The organism is Streptomyces paradoxus, from assembly GCF_014202475.1.
Taxonomy (GTDB): Bacteria; Actinomycetota; Actinomycetes; order Streptomycetales; family Streptomycetaceae; genus Streptomyces; species Streptomyces paradoxus.
In genome coordinates, this window is the sequence record NZ_JACHGV010000009.1 from 350,808 (window position 1) to 366,066 (window position 15,259).

General features: G+C 73.1%; 12 protein-coding genes. 7 read left to right on the forward strand and 5 right to left on the reverse strand.

The genetic code is table 11. The features are described from left to right. Window positions 1–200: 200 nt before the first annotated feature. The 3 genes from HNR57_RS28530 to HNR57_RS28540 are packed head-to-tail and all read left to right on the forward strand — an operon-like array spanning window position 201 to window position 4,998. A complete protein-coding gene (locus HNR57_RS28530) occupies window positions 201–1,244 on the forward strand; it encodes an AAA family ATPase (protein ID WP_184564324.1) in 1,044 nt (347 codons plus the stop codon). Beyond that, the gene (locus HNR57_RS28535) at window positions 1,244–2,608 is read left to right on the forward strand and encodes a DUF58 domain-containing protein (protein ID WP_184564326.1); all 1,365 of its coding nucleotides are present in this window, start codon (window positions 1,244–1,246) and stop codon (window positions 2,606–2,608) included. Before HNR57_RS28530 ends, HNR57_RS28535 begins: the two co-directional genes overlap by 1 nt. Further along, on the forward strand, window positions 2,605–4,998 hold the full coding sequence (locus HNR57_RS28540; protein ID WP_184564328.1) for a transglutaminase TgpA family protein: 2,394 nt from the start codon (window positions 2,605–2,607) through the stop codon (window positions 4,996–4,998). The genes HNR57_RS28535 and HNR57_RS28540 overlap by 4 nt, the downstream gene beginning before the upstream one ends. 207 nt (window positions 4,999–5,205) lie before the next feature. On the opposite strand, the gene HNR57_RS28545 is transcribed toward HNR57_RS28540, so the two are convergent. The 3 genes from HNR57_RS28545 to HNR57_RS28555 form a co-directional block, all read right to left on the reverse strand. Next, on the reverse strand, window positions 5,206–5,604 hold the full coding sequence (locus tag HNR57_RS28545) for an SCO2097 family morphological protein (RefSeq protein WP_031108527.1): 399 nt from the start codon (window positions 5,602–5,604) through the stop codon (window positions 5,206–5,208). A gap of 279 nt (window positions 5,605–5,883) precedes the next feature. Further along, a complete protein-coding gene (locus tag HNR57_RS28550; protein WP_184564330.1) occupies window positions 5,884–6,690 on the reverse strand; it encodes a methyltransferase in 807 nt (268 codons plus the stop codon). Between the two features lie 265 nt (window positions 6,691–6,955). Continuing rightward, complete coding sequence (locus HNR57_RS28555; RefSeq protein WP_184564332.1) at window positions 6,956–7,519, reverse strand: SAV_6107 family HEPN domain-containing protein; 564 nt, start codon at window positions 7,517–7,519, stop codon at window positions 6,956–6,958. Window positions 7,520–7,687: 168 nt separating this feature from the next. Here HNR57_RS28555 and HNR57_RS28560 point away from each other — a divergent pair, with 168 nt between their 5' ends. From HNR57_RS28560 to HNR57_RS28575, 4 genes are all read left to right on the forward strand, one after another. Further along, a complete protein-coding gene (locus tag HNR57_RS28560; protein ID WP_313675017.1) occupies window positions 7,688–8,500 on the forward strand; it encodes an ATP-binding cassette domain-containing protein in 813 nt (270 codons plus the stop codon). After that, window positions 8,472–10,556, forward strand: coding sequence for a YhgE/Pip domain-containing protein (locus HNR57_RS28565; protein WP_184564335.1), 2,085 nt, complete (start codon window positions 8,472–8,474; stop codon window positions 10,554–10,556). The genes HNR57_RS28560 and HNR57_RS28565 overlap by 29 nt, the downstream gene beginning before the upstream one ends. A gap of 47 nt (window positions 10,557–10,603) precedes the next feature. After that, complete coding sequence (locus HNR57_RS28570; protein WP_184564337.1) at window positions 10,604–11,233, forward strand: TetR/AcrR family transcriptional regulator; 630 nt, start codon at window positions 10,604–10,606, stop codon at window positions 11,231–11,233. 474 nt (window positions 11,234–11,707) lie between these two features. Beyond that, entirely contained in the window at window positions 11,708–13,198 is a 1,491-nt protein-coding gene (locus HNR57_RS28575) for a phytoene desaturase family protein (RefSeq protein ID WP_184564339.1), read from the forward strand. 27 nt (window positions 13,199–13,225) lie between these two features. On the opposite strand, the gene HNR57_RS28580 is transcribed toward HNR57_RS28575, so the two are convergent. Together HNR57_RS28580 and metF are read right to left on the reverse strand one after the other, a co-directional pair. Next, window positions 13,226–14,170, reverse strand: coding sequence for an SCO2102 family sporulation regulator (locus HNR57_RS28580; protein WP_184564341.1), 945 nt, complete (start codon window positions 14,168–14,170; stop codon window positions 13,226–13,228). Between the two features lie 56 nt (window positions 14,171–14,226). After that, the gene (gene metF, locus HNR57_RS28585; protein ID WP_184564343.1) at window positions 14,227–15,150 is read right to left on the reverse strand and encodes a methylenetetrahydrofolate reductase [NAD(P)H]; all 924 of its coding nucleotides are present in this window, start codon (window positions 15,148–15,150) and stop codon (window positions 14,227–14,229) included. Window positions 15,151–15,259 lie beyond the last annotated feature (109 nt).

Sequence of the window (15,259 nt, forward strand, 5' to 3'; positions counted from 1 at the left end):
GACATATCGCGGCCAGTTGTCCACAGTCGAGTGACACGAAACGGTAACGGCAGCAAGAATGCGGGGGTGGCGTCACGCGGAACTTTTCACGCGTGGTGTCCGTGGTTCGGGGTGGGCCGGCCCGCGTCATGCGGCGTCGGCCCGGGAAAATGGGGTATCCCGTGCTCCTTGGGAGCACGGGAAAGGCCGAGGAGGGCCGGGTGACGACCTATGACGATCGAGCGAGCCTCACTGATCTGACCGCCGTGGTGGAGCGCGTGCGGGAGTCGGTGGAAGGCGTGATCGAGGGCAAGCCCGAGGTCGTACGGCTCTCGCTGACCGTACTGCTCGCCGAGGGACATCTGCTGATCGAGGACGTCCCGGGTGTCGGCAAGACGATGCTGGCCAAGGCGCTGGCGCGGTCCATCGACTGCTCGGTGCGGCGCATCCAGTTCACGCCGGACCTGCTGCCGTCGGACATCACCGGTGTGTCCATCTGGGACCAGCAGCGCCGTGACTTCGAGTTCAAGCCGGGCGCGATCTTCGCGCAGGTGGTGATCGGCGACGAGATCAACCGCGCCTCGCCCAAGACGCAGTCCGCGCTCCTGGAGTCGATGGAGGAGCGCCAGGTCACCATCGACGGCAAGACCTACGAGCTGCCCAGCCCCTTCATGGTGGTGGCGACGCAGAACCCGGTCGAGATGGAGGGCACCTACCCGCTGCCGGAGGCCCAGCGCGACCGCTTCATGGCCCGGGTGTCGGTCGGCTACCCGAGCGCGGAGGCCGAGCTGCAGATGCTGGACGTGCACGGCGGCGTCTCGCCGCTGGAGGACCTCCAGCCCGTGGCCCACGCGCACGAGATCCTCAAGCTGATCGAGGCGGTGCGCGGCGTGCACGTCGCCGAGCCGGTCCGGCGCTACGCGGTCGACCTGGTCGGCGCCACGCGCACGCACCCCGACCTGAGACTCGGCGCCTCCCCGCGCGCGACGCTGCACCTGCTGCGCGCGGCGAAGGCGTCCGCTGCCCTCAGCGGCCGGGAGTACGCGCTGCCGGACGACGTGCAGGCCCTCGCCGGCGCCGTCCTGGCCCACCGGCTGCTGCCCACCGCCCAGGCCCAGCTCAACCGGCGCACCGCCGAGCAGGTCGTCGACGAGATCCTGCAGCGCACCCCGGTGCCGACCGCGGCGCCGCAGCAGCAGAGCGGCTTCGGCGGCCTCGACCGTACGGCGCCGGCCTATCCCCAGCAGCCGCCGCGGAGGCTGTGATGAGCACCGCGGGGACGGGGCACGCGGAAGCCGACCGGGGCGAGAAGGGCGGCATCCGCACCGCCCTGGCCGGTCTGACCACCCGCGGACGCTCCTTCCTGGCCGCCGGTGTCGCGGCGGCGGTCTGCTCGTACGTGCTCGGGCAGGCGGATCTGCTGCGTGTGGGTCTGCTGCTGGCCGTGCTGCCGCTGGTGTGCGCGGCGGTGCTGTACCGCACGCGCTACCGGGTCGCGGGCAGCCGCCGGCTCTCCCCCGCGCGCGTGCCCGCGGGCAGCGAGGCCCGGGTCCACCTGCGGATGGACAACGTCTCGCGGCTGCCCACGGGCCTGCTGATGCTCCAGGACCGGGTGCCGTACGTGCTCGGCCCCCGGCCCCGCTTCGTGCTCGACCGGGTCGAGGCGGGCGGCCGGCGCGAGGTCTCCTACCGGGTGCGCTCCGACCTGCGCGGCCGGTACCCGCTGGGCCCGCTCCAGCTGCGCCTGACCGACCCGTTCGGCATGTGCGAGCTGACCCGGTCCTTCTCGACGTACGACACCCTCACGGTCATCCCGCGCGTGGAGCCGCTGGCGCCGGTGCGCCTCAGCGGTGAGGCCAAGGGGTACGGCGACGGCCGGCAGCGTTCACTCGCGCTGGCCGGCGAGGACGACGTGATCCCGCGCGGCTACCGCTACGGCGACGACCTGCGCCGCGTGCACTGGCGCTCCACCGCCCGCTACGGCGAGCTGATGGTGCGCCGCGAGGAGCAGCCGCAGCGCGCCCGCTGCACGGTGCTGCTGGACACCCGGGGCATCGCCTACCAGGGCGCGGGACCGGACGCGGCCTTCGAGTGGGCCGTGTCGGGCGCCGCGTCCGTGCTGGTGCACATGCTCGAACGGGGCTACTCCGTGCGGCTGCTGACGGACACCGGCAACGCCGTGCCCGGTGAGGGCGGTGACGGCTTCGCGGGCGCGAGCCAGGAGTCGGCGGACGCCGCCGGGCTGATGATGGACACCCTCGCGGTGATCGACCACTCCGACGGCGCGGGCCTGTCCCGGGCCTACGACGTACTGCGCGGCGGGAACGAGGGGCTGCTGGTGGCCTTCCTCGGCGACCTGGACGAGGACCAGGCGGCGGTGCTGGGCCGGATGCGGCAGCGCAGCCCGGGCGCGGTCGCCTTCGTGCTGGACAGTGAGAGCTGGGTGCGGGAACCGAGCGACGTGCCGGGTCCGTTGGACAGGAGCGAAGACCGGTTGCGCATGCTGCGGGAGGCCGGCTGGACGGCCCTGCGGGTGCCGCGGGGCGCCTCGGTGGACGAGGTGTGGCGGCAGGCCGACCGGGAGCGCAGGGGCGTGGCCGCCGCGAGCGGCGGGGAGGGACCGGGATGAGCGGGCGGGTACGACTGACGCTGGGCGCCTGGGCGGCCACGCTGATGGCCGCGTGCGCCCTGCTGCCCCTGGTCAAGCCGGCCACCTGGATCGTGCAGGCGGCCTTCCTGCTGGCCCTGCAGTCGGGCGTGGGTGCCGCTGCCCGCAGGGTTCCGCTGGCCCGGCCGCTGACCGTCGCGGCCCAGGCCGTGGTCACCGTGGTGCTGCTGACCTTCGTGTTCGCCCGTGAGCAGGCCCTGGCAGGGCTGATCCCCGGGCCGCAGGCGTTCGACCGCTTCGCGGTCCTGCTCCAGCAGGGCGGCGACGACATCGCCCGGTACGCCATCCCGGCTCCCCTGGAGTCCGACGGCATCCGGCTGATGCTCATAGGCGGGGTCCTGGTCATCGGGCTGCTGGTGGACACCCTCGCGGTGACCTTCCGCAGCGCCGCCCCGGCCGGGCTGCCCCTGCTCGCGCTGTACTCCGTGGCCGCCGGGCTGTCCGACGGCGGCACCGACTGGCTGTGGTTCCTGGTGGCGGCGGCCGGCTATCTGATGCTGCTCCTGGCCGAGGGCCGCGACCGGCTCTCGCAGTGGGGCAGGGTCTTCGGCGGCGCTCCGCGCACGTCCGGCGCGGAGCCGAGCGGCGCGGTCGCCCCGGTCCGCACCGGCCGGCGCATCGGTGTGGTCGCGCTGGGCATCGCCCTGGTGGTGCCGCTCGGCCTGCCCGCGATGAACGGCGGCCTGCTGGACTCCGTGGGAGCCGGTGCGGGCGGCGGCCCCGGCGGCGGGGGCACGATCTCCGCCGTGAACCCCCTGGTGTCGCTGCGGGACAGCCTGAACGCGGACGAGGACCAGCAGGTCCTGTCCGTGCGGACGAAGATGGAAGACGTCTCGGACCTCTATCTGCGGATCGTGTCCCTGGACGACTTCGACGGCACCACGTGGAAGCCGTCCCGGCGCTCCATCACCGCCGTCCCCGACGGCACCTTCCCGGACCCGGCCGGCCTCAGCCCGGACGTCAAGCGCAAAGAGGTCGACACCACGATCACGGCGGCCGACTGGTACGCCCAGGACTGGCTGCCCATGCCCTACCCGCCGAGCGGGGTGCGCATCAGCGGCAACTGGCGCTACGAGCCGGTGGGCATGACCCTGGTAGGCGACCACGGGCAGAACACGCGGGGCCTGACATACCAGGTCAAGAGCCTGGACATGCAGCCGACTGCGGAGCAGCTCGCCGCGGCGGGGCCGCCGCCCGCGGACATCGAGGGCGACTTCACCGAGCTGCCCGACTCGCTGCCGTCGGTGGTGGGCCGCACCGCCCGCCAGGTCACCGCGGGCGCCGCCAACCCGTACGACCAGGCGGTCAAGCTCCAGGACTGGTTCGCCGTGACCGGCGGCTTCGAGTACGACACGCAGGTGCAGGTGGGCAGCGGCTCGCAGGCCATCGCCCGCTTCCTCAAGGACAAGCAGGGCTTCTGCGTGCACTTCTCCTTCGCGATGGCGGCCATGGCCCGCTCCCTGGGCATACCGGCCCGGGTCGCGGTGGGCTTCGCGCCCGGCTCCCCGCAGGCGGACGGCTCGGTGTCGGTGGGGCTGCGCGACGCGCACGCCTGGCCGGAGCTGTACTTCGAGGGCGTGGGCTGGACCCGCTTCGAGCCCACCCCGAACCGCGGCTCGATCCCGTCGTACACCCTGCCGGACAGCCCGGACAACTCGGTGCCGGACCCGGCGCGGCCGTCCGAGACGACGTCCAGCGCGCCCTCCACGGCGCCGTCGGCGAGCGAGTCCTGCACCCCTGAGCAGAAGAAGCTGGAGGGCGGCTGCGCGAGCGAGTCGCCCGCAGCCGCGCTGCCCACGGACGACGACGGCCCGAAGTGGTACGCGTTCCTGGTGTGGGCCCTCGCCGGTCTCGCCGTCCTCGCACTCCCCCTGGCACCGATGCTGTGGCGGCTGCGCACGCGCACGGTACGGCTCGGGGCACACGGCCGCAGCGAGGCGGACGCGGCGGCGCACACGCTGGCCGTCTGGCAGGAGCTGACCGACTCGGCGTGGGACTTCGGCATCACGCCGGACGATTCGCAGACACCGCGCAAGGCGGCCGCGCGCATCGTCCGGCTGGGCGAACTCGACGCGACGGCGGCGGACTCGGTGCACCGGGTGGCGAACGCGGTGGAGCAGGTCCTGTACGCACCGCACCCCCGCCCGGTGGCGGGCCAGACGGACGATGTCCGCCGTGCGACGGCGGGCCTCCGTGCGGCGGCCGGCCGCCCCGCCCGGCTCCGGGCGCTCGTGGCCCCCCGCTCCACCGCACGGGTGGTGTGGGCGGTGTCGGCCTGGTGGACGGGGGTCCGGGAGCGCGCCGTGGCGATGCGGCCGACCTGGCGGAAGGCGTCGGGGCAGCAGGGCTGAGGGATACGAGCGGCTCAGGCCGGCCGGCGCGCATGCGCCGGCCGGCCTTCGCGTCCCCGGGGCCGGCCGTGTCGTGTCCGGTGCGGGCCGGTCCCCGCGCAGGCCTGGCCCGGCTACGGAAGCATGCGTCAGGGGGTGACCACCGGGTCGGTGGTCACCCCCTGACGTGCGTATGCGGTTGTAGGCCTGGAGAGGCTGCGCGGAGGGCTAGTGGCCGCCCTGCTCGTCGCGGCGCTTCTGCCAGCGCTGCTCGATGCGGTCCATCACGGAGCGGCGCTGCCGGCCCTGTCGGCGGGCCTGGGGCCCGGCGGCACCGCCGGCCTGTTCGCCCGGCTTGGGAGCCTTGCGCCAGCCGGTGACGGCGAGCACCGCACAGCCCAGCATGACGAGGAAGCCCACGACACTGAGCCAGACCTGCTTGGCGACCATTCCAGCCATGAGGAGCGCGATACCTACGAGGAAGCCGGCGACCGCCTGGTAGACCCGTCGCCGGGTGTACGTGCGCAGCCCGCTTCCCTCAAGCGCTGTCGCGAACTTGGGATCTTCGGCGTACAGCGCTCGCTCCATTTGCTCGAGCATGCGCTGCTCGTGCTCCGAGAGCGGCACGGAGTCCTCCTCATCGTGCAGTCGCCGGGGCGACCCGGGGGGTCCCTTCAGGATAGGCAGGGAATCGCCCCCGTGAAACCCGCCCCTCTGCGCCAATTGACCAACCGGACCCCGCCATGGGCGTCCCGGCTCGCTGAGGCTTGCATTCCCCGGCGGCCGACCCGTCATGCCGGAACGGTCTCCCTCGATCATACGGCGCGCCGCCCCCATTCGGGTGGCCTGTGGCGTACTCCATGCACAGCCAAGCCGCTGATCAGCGGCGGTACCTCACGAAGCGGCTCAGGCCTCGGCAGCCCCATCAGTCTCGACGACCCCACCTGTCGCACTGGTCCCACGCGTCTCACCGAGCACGTGCAATTGCGTGGCCACCGAGTGGAAGGCGGGGAGTTCGGCCGCGGCCTCCTCCAGCTTCAGCAGCGCTTCCAGCGCTCCGGGCTCGGTGTCCACGAGGACGCCGGGCACGAGGTCGGCGAAGACCCGCACGCCGTGCACGGCGCCGACGCGCAGACCCGCGGCCTCCACCAGACCCGTGAGCTGCTCGGCGGTGAAACGGCGCGGCACGGGGTCACCCGTGCCCCATCGTCCGTTCGGGTCGTCGAGGGCCTGCCGGGCCTCCTTGAAGTGCCCGGCGAGGGCGCGGGCCAGCACGGCACCGCCGAGGCCGGCGGCGAGCAGGCTGAGGACGCCCTCCGCGCGCAGGGCCGCAACCGCGTTGCGGACGCCTTCGGCCGGGTCGTCCACATACTCCAGGACGCCGTGGCACAGCACGACGTCGTAACCACCGCGCTCGGCCACGTCGAAGAGGCCGTGGGCGTCGCCCTGGACGCCCTTGACCCGCTCGGCGACACCGGCCTCGGCGGCGCGGCGCTCCAGGGCGAACAGCGCGTTGGGGCTGGGGTCGACGACGGTGACACGGTGACCGAGACGGGCGGCGGGCACCGCGAAGTTACCGCTGCCGCCTCCGGTGTCGAGGACGTCCAGCGACTCCCGACCCGTGGCCTTGACCCGGCGGTCCAGGGCGTCCTGGAGGACCTCCCAGACCACGGCGGTACGGAGTGAGGCACGGGGGCGCATCGGGTCCGACACGGCAGTTGACTCCTCGGCGCGGCACCGCCTCTTGCGCGGCGGCGTGAACGGGGCGTCTTCCCCGGCCCCGGCCGGCGGGGAGGGAAGACTTCAGGCGTCCCCCACCCTATTGCCTACGCCGAGGCGTCCGGATGACCCGGTGCCGGACGGACCTCGGGTCAGGCGCTCCCAGCCCGGGCTGCCGACCGGGCCCGGGCTGCCGGCCGGTCCAGGGCCGCCGGCCGGTCCAGGGCCGCTGTGCCGGTCCCCGGCCGCCGCTGCCCGGTCAGCCCGCGTCCGGCATGTCCCTCCCCGGGCCGGGGCCCTCCGGCTGGTCCTGGTCCGGGCGGGGCTGTGGGAGGACCGGCTGGAGGACCAGCATCCGCTCGACGAGGCGCAGGAACATCGCCACGTCGCGTATCAGGTCGTCGGCGTCCCGGCCGGTGGCGGCGCCCTGGATGCCGGCCTCGGCCCGGGCCCGGCGCCGGGCGCCCGCGGCGAACAGCGCGCTCCACTCGGTCAGTTCGGGCGCGATCTCGGGGAGCACTTCCCAGGCGCTCCGGATCTTGGCCCGGGCCCGGGGCGAGGTTTCCGGCCGACCCCGGGCGGCGAGTACCGCGGCGGCGGTGCGCAGGGCGGCGAGGTGGGCCGTGGCGTAGCGCTCGTTCGGTGTCTCCAGGGCGGTGGCCTCGTCGAGGCTGGCGCGGGCCTGGGCGAGCAGGTCGAGGGCGGCGGGCGGGGCCGTGGCGCGGCGCAGCACGGGGTGCACGTCGCTCGCCGGGCCGGTCAGTGAGGGGGCAGGGCCGGTGGCGCGGCGCCGGCGGGCGGCTGCTGCGTGGTAGCTGGCCATGACGAACCTCCTGTCGTCTGTGTGACGGCGCGTCCGGTCACGGAGTGCCGTATGTGACCCATCGTGAGGTATGGCACTGACAATCCGTTCTGACCTGCCGTTTTGCTTCGCTCGTAGGTTCGGGGTAGTTTTTGCACTGACCAGTCAGTTCAAATTCAGGGGAGACTCGTGGGGGAACAGGCGGGAGGGGTGCGGATCGCCGCCGAGGGCCTCGGGATCAAGGGGCCACGGGGATGGGCGGTCCGCGGGATCTCCGTCGACGCCGAGCCGGGTGCGCTCATCGCGGTCGAGGGCCCGTCCGGGTCCGGCCGTACGTGCCTGCTGCTCGCGCTGACGGGGCGGATGAAGGTCGCGGAGGGCACGGCCGCCGTGGGCGACGCGCGGCTGCCGAAGCAGATGGCGGCGGTGCGCGGCATCAGCGCGCTGGCGCACGTCCCGGGGGTCACCGACCTCGACCCGGCGCTGACCGTCGGTGAGCACCTGCGGGAGCGGGCACTGCTCCAGCAGCGGTTCGGCGCTTCCTTGCGCGCACTGCTGCGGCCCCGCAGCGAGCGGGCGGCCGAGGCCGGGCGGCGCGTCGAGCAGGCGCTCGAAGCCGCCGGGCTCGACCTGGAGGCCCTGCCCAAGGGGCCGCGCACAGCCGTACGGGATCTGGAACGCCTGGAGGCGCTGCGACTGTCGGTGGCGCTCGCCCTGGTCGGCGGGCCGCGGCTGCTCGGCATCGACGACACCGACCTCAAGCTCGCGGACGGTGAGCGCGAGGAGGTCTGGGCGCTGCTCAGGTCCCTGGCCGATGCCGGGACGACGGTCGTGGCGGTGTGCAGCGAGGCCCCCGGGGACGCCGTCAAGGTCTCCACCGCCGAGAACCCCGAAGAGCCGGCCCCCGAGGACGGCCGGGCCGATCAGGAAGCCGACCGGGCCGGTCGGGCCGACCAAGGAGAGGAGAAGGCCGATGCGCTCACCGAAACTGGCCGCGCTTGAGCTGCGCCGCTTCGGGCGGGGGAAGCTGCCGCGCGCCGCTCTGGTCGCGCTGCTGGTGCTGCCGCTGCTGTACGGCGCGCTGTACCTGTGGTCGTTCTGGGACCCGTACGGCCGTCTGGACAAGATCCCGGTGGCGCTGGTGAACGCCGACAAGGGGGCGACCGCCGACGGAAAGAAGATCACGGCGGGCGACGACATCACGAAGGGCCTGCACGACAGCAAGACCTTCGACTGGCGCGAGGTGAGCGCCGCCGAGGCCCGCAGGGGCGTCGAGGACGGCAGCTACTACCTGTCGCTCACCCTGCCCGCCGACTTCAGCGAGCGGATCGCCTCCAGCTCCGGCAACAGCCCCGAGACAGGCGCCCTTCAGGTGCACACGAACGACGCGAACAACTACATCGTCGGGCAGATCTCCCGGACGGTCTTCGGCGAGGTGCGCCAGGCGGCGTCCACGAAGACGTCCCGGTCGTTCCTGGACAAGATCTTCGTGTCGTTCTCGGACATCCACGGCAAGACCGTGAAGGCGGCGCAGGGGGCCGACCGGCTCAAGGGCGGCATCGGCAAGGCCGAGAAGGGCTCCAAGGACCTCGCCGACGGCCTGAAGGACGCCAAGGACGGCAGCGGCAAGCTCTCCACGGGCCTGAAGAAGCTCCACACCGGCGCGGGCGACCTGGAGGACGGCTCGAAGCAGGTCGCGGAGGGCACGCAGAAGCTCGCCGACCGGGTCAACGGCACCGCCGACAAGGTCGGCCCGTTCCTCAAGGGCAACGAGAAGACCATCGGCGACACAGCCCAGCTGGTCGCCGACTCCTCCGGGGTGATCCGCAAGCACCTGGACACCCTGGTGAAGAGGGCCCCGACCGCCGCCAAGGGCGCCCGCGCGGCGTCCGGCACGCTGAACGGCGTCTACGCCCGGCGCTGCGACGATCCCGTCCTGCCCGACGCAGCCTGCTCCGACCTGAAGAAGGCCAAGGACGCGGCCGCCGACGTGACGCTCATCGCGGACGACCTCAACACGCTGATCGCGGACCAGGACGGCGACCTGGACAAGCTCGACAAGAACCTCGCCACCCTCCAGAAGCAGTCCCAGGCCCTCGCCGACCGGGCACCGCACCTCTCCGAGGACCTCGCCGACGCCGTCAAGAAGATCAACAAGCTGAACGACGGTGCGGCCGAGGTCGCCGCCGGAGCGAAGAAGCTGCACAAGGGCATCGGCACGGCCAAGACCGGTGCCGTCGACCTGGACAAGGGCGTCGGCAAGCTGAAGACGGGCGCCGACGACCTCAACGGCGGCATCTTCAAGCTCGTCGGCGGCTCCGGGAAGCTCGCCGGAGGCCTGCACGACGGGGCCGAGAAGATCCCCGACTACGACGAGCAGGACCGCGACCGGCGCACCGAGGTCATGGCCGACCCCGTCCGGCTCGCCTCCCAGGACCTGCACAAGGCGCCCAACTACGGCACCGGCTTCGCGCCGTACTTCATCCCGCTGTCCCTGTGGGTGGGCGCGATGGTGGCGTACATGCTGATCGCGCCCATGAACCGGCGGGCGCTCGCGGCCGGAGCCCCGGCGTGGCGGATCGCGCTGGCGGGCTGGCTGCCGGTGGTGGCGATCGGGGTGCTGCAGACGGTGGCGCTGATGTCGGTGCTGCACTGGGCGGTCGGCCTGGAGATGGCACGGGCGGCCGGGACGGTGGGCTTCCTGTTCCTGGTGACGGCGTGCTTCGCGGCGATCGTGCAGTGGCTGAACGCGCGCTTCGGGGCGGCGGGCCGGATCCTGGTCCTCGCGCTGCTGATGCTCCAGCTGACCTCGGCGGGCGGCACGTACCCCGTGCAGACCAGCCCCGGGTTCTTCAACGCGCTCCACCCGTTCCTGCCGATGAGCTACGTCGTCGAGGCACTGAGGCGGCTCATCACCGGCGGTGGTCTCGAACCGGTGTGGCACGCGTGCGTGGTGCTGACGGCGTTCACCGCGGGCGCCCTGGCGCTGACCGCCGTGGCGGCCCGCCGGCGCCAGGTGTGGACGCTGGACCGGCTGCACCCGGAGCTGACGCTGTGAGCCCCACCGGCACATCTCCCGGAAAGGTTCCTGTGACAATCAGGGCCATGGAAAGCAGCAGTGCCGCGTCGGGCGGCAGCACGCGCCGCGAGGCCACCCGGCAGAAGCTCTACGAGGCGGCCGTCACGCTCATCGCCGAGCAGGGGTTCTCCGCCACGACCGTGGACGAGATCGCCGAGCGTGCCGGGGTCGCGAAGGGCACGGTCTACTACAACTTCGCGAGCAAGTCCGTCCTCTTCGAAGAACTGCTGCGGCACGGAGTGGGTCTGCTGACCGCCTCCCTGCGGGAAGCGGCCGAGCGGACCGCTCGGGAGGGCGGCAGCAAGGTCGACGCCCTGGACGCGATGATCCGCGCCGGGCTCGTCTTCATCGACCGCTACCCGGCCTTCACCCAGCTGTACGTGGCCGAGCTGTGGCGCACCAACCGGGCCTGGCAGTCCACGCTGATGGTGGTCCGGCAGCAGGCCGTCGCGGTCGTGGAGGACGTCCTGCGCGACGGCGTGGCGGGCGGTGAGTTCAGCGAGGAGATCGACGTGCCGCTGACGGCGGCGGCACTGGTCGGCATGGTCCTGGTCGCCGCGCTCGACTGGAAGTCGTTCCAGCCGGAGCGTTCCCTGGACGACGTCCACGCGGCCCTGTCGCGACTGCTCCAGGGGCGGGTGAGCGGCTGCCGCTGACCGCGCCTTCGGCCACCGTGCGAAAGCGCCGGTCCGCTGTGGCCGCGTCCCCCGCGGGCCACCTCGAACCGGCGCTTTCCCTGCTCCCCCGTTTTCCTGCTCCCCCGTACGTCCCCCCGCAGGACCCCCGTTCGGTCGTCCCCCGGTTCTCCCCCGTGCCTCGCTCCCGCCGACACCGCCGGCGGAAGGAGCGGATCGCGGGCCGGCTCCGTTCCGGCGCCCCGTGTCGCCGGTGCCGGAGCCGTGCCCCTCTCCGTGTCTCCACTCTCCCGTCCGCGCAGGTCGTCCCCCATCCGCGCGCGTACTCAACTCCCCGCCTGAGTACGGATACTCAGTCCTGCGCACGGGGCACCACAGCGCTCCGTCACCACCTGGTCACGATCGCCTCCGCGCCCGTACTCGGAGGCGGCGGACGGGGGCGTCGGCGGGGGCTGGCGGTGGGGGCTCTCGGTGGGGGCCGATAAAGTCGCCGGCATGGCACGGATTGCGGTGATCGGCGCCGGGATGGGCGCGCTGACGGCTGCCGCCCGGCTGGCCGTCGCGGGCCACCGGGTGGCGGTGTACGAGCGGACGGACACCTACGGCGGAGCGCTGCGCCGCTTCGAGCGCGACGGGTTCTCCTTCGACACCGGCCCCGCCCTGCTGCCGCTGCCGGCCGTCTACCGCGATCTGTTCGTCAAGACCGGCAAGGAGCCGCTGGAGTCCTGCGTCGAGCTGGTCCAGGTCGATCCGTCGTCCCGGCACGTGTTCGCGGACGGCACCGAGGTGTCGCTGCCGAACGCCTCCCGCGCGGGCGTCGTCGCGGCGCTGGACGACGGGCTCGGCGCGGACGCCGGGAAGCGCTGGGGCGACTTCCTGGTCCGGGCCCGCGAGGCCTGGGACCGGACGCGCCGGCCGCTGCTGGAGGAGCCGCTCTGGCCGGACTGGCAGGTGCTGGCCGAGCGCGAGCCCTACCCGTCGGTGCCGCACAAACGGCTGCTGCGCACCCGCCGGGCCGGCACACTCGCCGAGATCGGCGCCTGGGAGCTGCGCGACCCCCGGCTCGCGGCACTCCTGGAGAGCCACGCCCTCGGGTACGGCCTGGACCCCCGGATCGCCCCGGCGAGCGCGGCCGTCCTGCCGTACATGGAGCACGCCTTCGGCACCTGGTACGTGCGCGGCGGTCTGCGCGAGCTGGCGCGGGCGGTGTACGACCGGTGTCTGGCCCGCAGGGTCGAGTTCCGCTTCGGCGCCGAGGTCACCGGCGTGCTGGAGAAGGACGGCCGGGCGTCGGGGGTGGAACTCGCCGACGGGTCGGCCGCGGAGGCGGACTTCGTGGTCGCGGGCGTCGCGCCCGGCACCCTGGCCCGGCTGACGGCGGGCACGGTCGTGCGCGGCGAGGGCGAGGTCCCGTCGCAGCCCGCGGCGGCCGCCCGGCTGACCGTCCTGCTCGCCCTGCGCGGCTCCCGCCCCGAGGGCACGGCACACCGCACGGTGGTGCACACCCCGGACCGCGAGGCCGAGCTGGAGGCCCTGTTCGGCACGGCCCCCGGGAATCGCCGTCCGACGGTCACGGTGCTACGGCCCGACGACCCTCGCCCGGCCCCAGCGGACCACGAGGCGGTCACCCTCACGACGGCGGTGCCCGCCCGGCCCGGCCGGCCTCACGGCGAGCTCGTGGACGACATGATCACCGCCGCCGAACGCGCCGTACCCGGCCTGCGTGACCGCCTGCTCTGGCACGAGGCGCGCACCCCGGCCGACAACGCGGACGAGACGGGGGCGGAGGACGGGGCGGTACCGGTGCCGGCGCTGGCGGCGGCCGGCGGGCGGCTGCTGCATCCGTCCAACAGCACGCGGCTGCCCGGCCTGTTCACCGTGGGCGGCTGGGCCCACCCGGGCGGCGGACTGCCGCACGCGGGCATGTCGGGCGCGCTGGTCGCGGGACTGATCGTGGAGGGGCCGGAGTTCCGCGGCTCGCAGTGAGCGCGACGCCCCGGCGGGAGCCGGGCTTCAGAAACGGTACTGCTCGTCGAAGCCGTTGCCCTGCGGCTGCTGCCCGCCGCCCTGGTACGGGTACGGCTGCTCCGGCGGCAGCTCCTGCCCGTACTCGTCGGTGTTGCGCTGCTGCGGAACCCACACCCCGCCGGGCGGGGTCTCGCCGCCGTAGGTGCCGGTGCTGCCGGCGTACTGGTCCTGGCCGTAGCCCTGCTGGCCGTAGTACTGCTGGTCGCCGTAGGAGCCGTCGTACGTGCCCTGGCCGTAGTTCGAGGAGCCGATGTACGGGTCGGAGTAGGCGGCGTACTGCTGCTGACCGGTGGCGTCGTAGCCCTGCTGCCCGCCGTAGCCGGAGTAGTCGTAGGCGTAGGACTGGTCGGCGGCCTGGGCGGCGTACTGGTCGTGGGCCTGCTGTTCCGCGGCCTGGTACCCGTTGCCGTAGACGCCGTAGGAGCCGGTGTCCTCCGGCATGGGCTGCGGCTCGTAGACGGCCGTGGTCTCGGCGGCCGTCGGCTGGTGGGCGGGGCGGGTGGGGGTGAAGACGTCGTCGCGGTCGTAGTCGTCGTCCTGGCCGTAGGCGGCGGTGTCGCGGCGGTAGGCGCCCGCCTCGTCGTCGTAGCCGCCCTCGGCCTCCAGACCGGAGACCTCCAGGGTCGGCTCCTGACGGCCGCGCTCACCCCGGCGGCGCTTGCTGCCGCCCAGCGCGGGCGCGTTCATCGCCCAGCCGGCCGCGAAGCCGCTGCGGAACGACAGGGTGACGTAGGTCTGCCCGACCGCGAAGGCGGCCGCGCCGAGGCCGATCACGACGACCGACGGGATCAGGACGCCGACGACGACACCGAGGAAGCCGACGAAGGCCAGCAGCCGCCAGCGCAGCCGCGCCTTGTACTGCAGCAGCACCTCGCCCAGCAGCCACAGTGCGACGATGCCGAACGCGATGTAGAGGACCGCCCAGCCCATGTACGCCCCTCTCCCAGTGGCCGCTACGCAGTGTGTCGTATACCGGTGCGAACGGTCTAGGCCTGCGGTGACTGGTGCAGGCCAAGGTTTTCGTAGATTTCCAGTGTCGCAGTGGAGTTGTTGAGCGTGATGAAGTGCAAGCCGGGCACCCCCTCGGCGAGCAGCTGCGCACAGAACTCCGTGGCGAATTCGATACCGATGGAGCGTACAGCGGCCGGATCGTCTTTTGCTGTGAGGATCCGCTCTTTCAGGGCGGCCGGGAACGCGGCGTTGGTGAGCGACCCGATGCGCTCCAGCGTCTTCACGCTCGCGATCGGCATGACCTCGGGGATGATCGGGGTGTCACAGCCGGCGGCCGAGACCCGGTCGCGCAGCCGGAGGTAGTCCTCCGGCTGGAAGAACATCTGCGTGATGGCGTAGTCGGCGCCCGCCCGGCACTTGTCGACGAAGTGGCGGACGTCGGTGTCCCAGTCCAGGGAGCGCGGGTGCATCGCCGGGAAGGCGGCGACGCCCACGCAGAAGTCGCCGGACGCCTTGATCAGCTCGACGAGTTCGGCGGCGTAGGCGAGGCCCCGGGGGTGCGGCACCCAGTCGCCCATGGGGTCGCCCGGCGGGTCGCCGCGCAGGGCGAGCATGTTGCGGATCCCGGCGTCGGCGTACTGGCCGATGATGTTGCGCAGGTCGGCCACCGAATGGTCGACCGCGGTGAGGTGGGCGATCGGGGTGAGGGTGGTGTCGGAGGCGATCGCCTCGGTCGCCTTGACCGTGCCCGCGCGGGTGGAACCGCCGGCGCCGTAGGTCACGGAGACGAAGTCGGGCGCCACCGCCTCGACCCGGCGCAGCGCGTTCCACAGGTTCCGCTCGCCCTTCGGGGTCTTGGGGGCGTAGAACTCGAAGGAGTACGTCGTCTTGCCGTCCGCGAGCATGTCGCGGACGGTGCGGGCGTGGTCCGACCTGATGGATGCGGTGCCGAGGGCCATACCGGCAGGTTAGCCAGGGGAGGTCGGTCCCCCAACCGTGGGCCGCGATTTGACCGGATTGTCCACTTGTTGTCCACCCCTTGGACAACCCGTCTCGGCTCGAAGCCCC

Excerpts from the sequence above, each read along its gene's own strand:
- HNR57_RS28575 (WP_184564339.1), top strand. The coding sequence starts at position 11,708 with ATGGCACGGATTGCGGTGATCGGCGCCGGGATGGGCGCGCTGACGGCT.
- HNR57_RS28555 (WP_184564332.1), bottom strand. The coding sequence starts at position 7,519 with ATGGCCAGCTACCACGCAGCAGCCGCCCGCCGGCGCCGCGCCACCGGC.
- HNR57_RS28540 (WP_184564328.1), top strand. The coding sequence starts at position 2,605 with ATGAGCGGGCGGGTACGACTGACGCTGGGCGCCTGGGCGGCCACGCTG.
- HNR57_RS28535 (WP_184564326.1), top strand. The coding sequence starts at position 1,244 with ATGAGCACCGCGGGGACGGGGCACGCGGAAGCCGACCGGGGCGAGAAG.
- HNR57_RS28565 (WP_184564335.1), top strand. The coding sequence starts at position 8,472 with ATGCGCTCACCGAAACTGGCCGCGCTTGAGCTGCGCCGCTTCGGGCGG.
- HNR57_RS28570 (WP_184564337.1), top strand. The coding sequence starts at position 10,604 with ATGGAAAGCAGCAGTGCCGCGTCGGGCGGCAGCACGCGCCGCGAGGCC.
- HNR57_RS28580 (WP_184564341.1), bottom strand. The coding sequence starts at position 14,170 with ATGGGCTGGGCGGTCCTCTACATCGCGTTCGGCATCGTCGCACTGTGG.
- metF (WP_184564343.1), bottom strand. The coding sequence starts at position 15,150 with ATGGCCCTCGGCACCGCATCCATCAGGTCGGACCACGCCCGCACCGTC.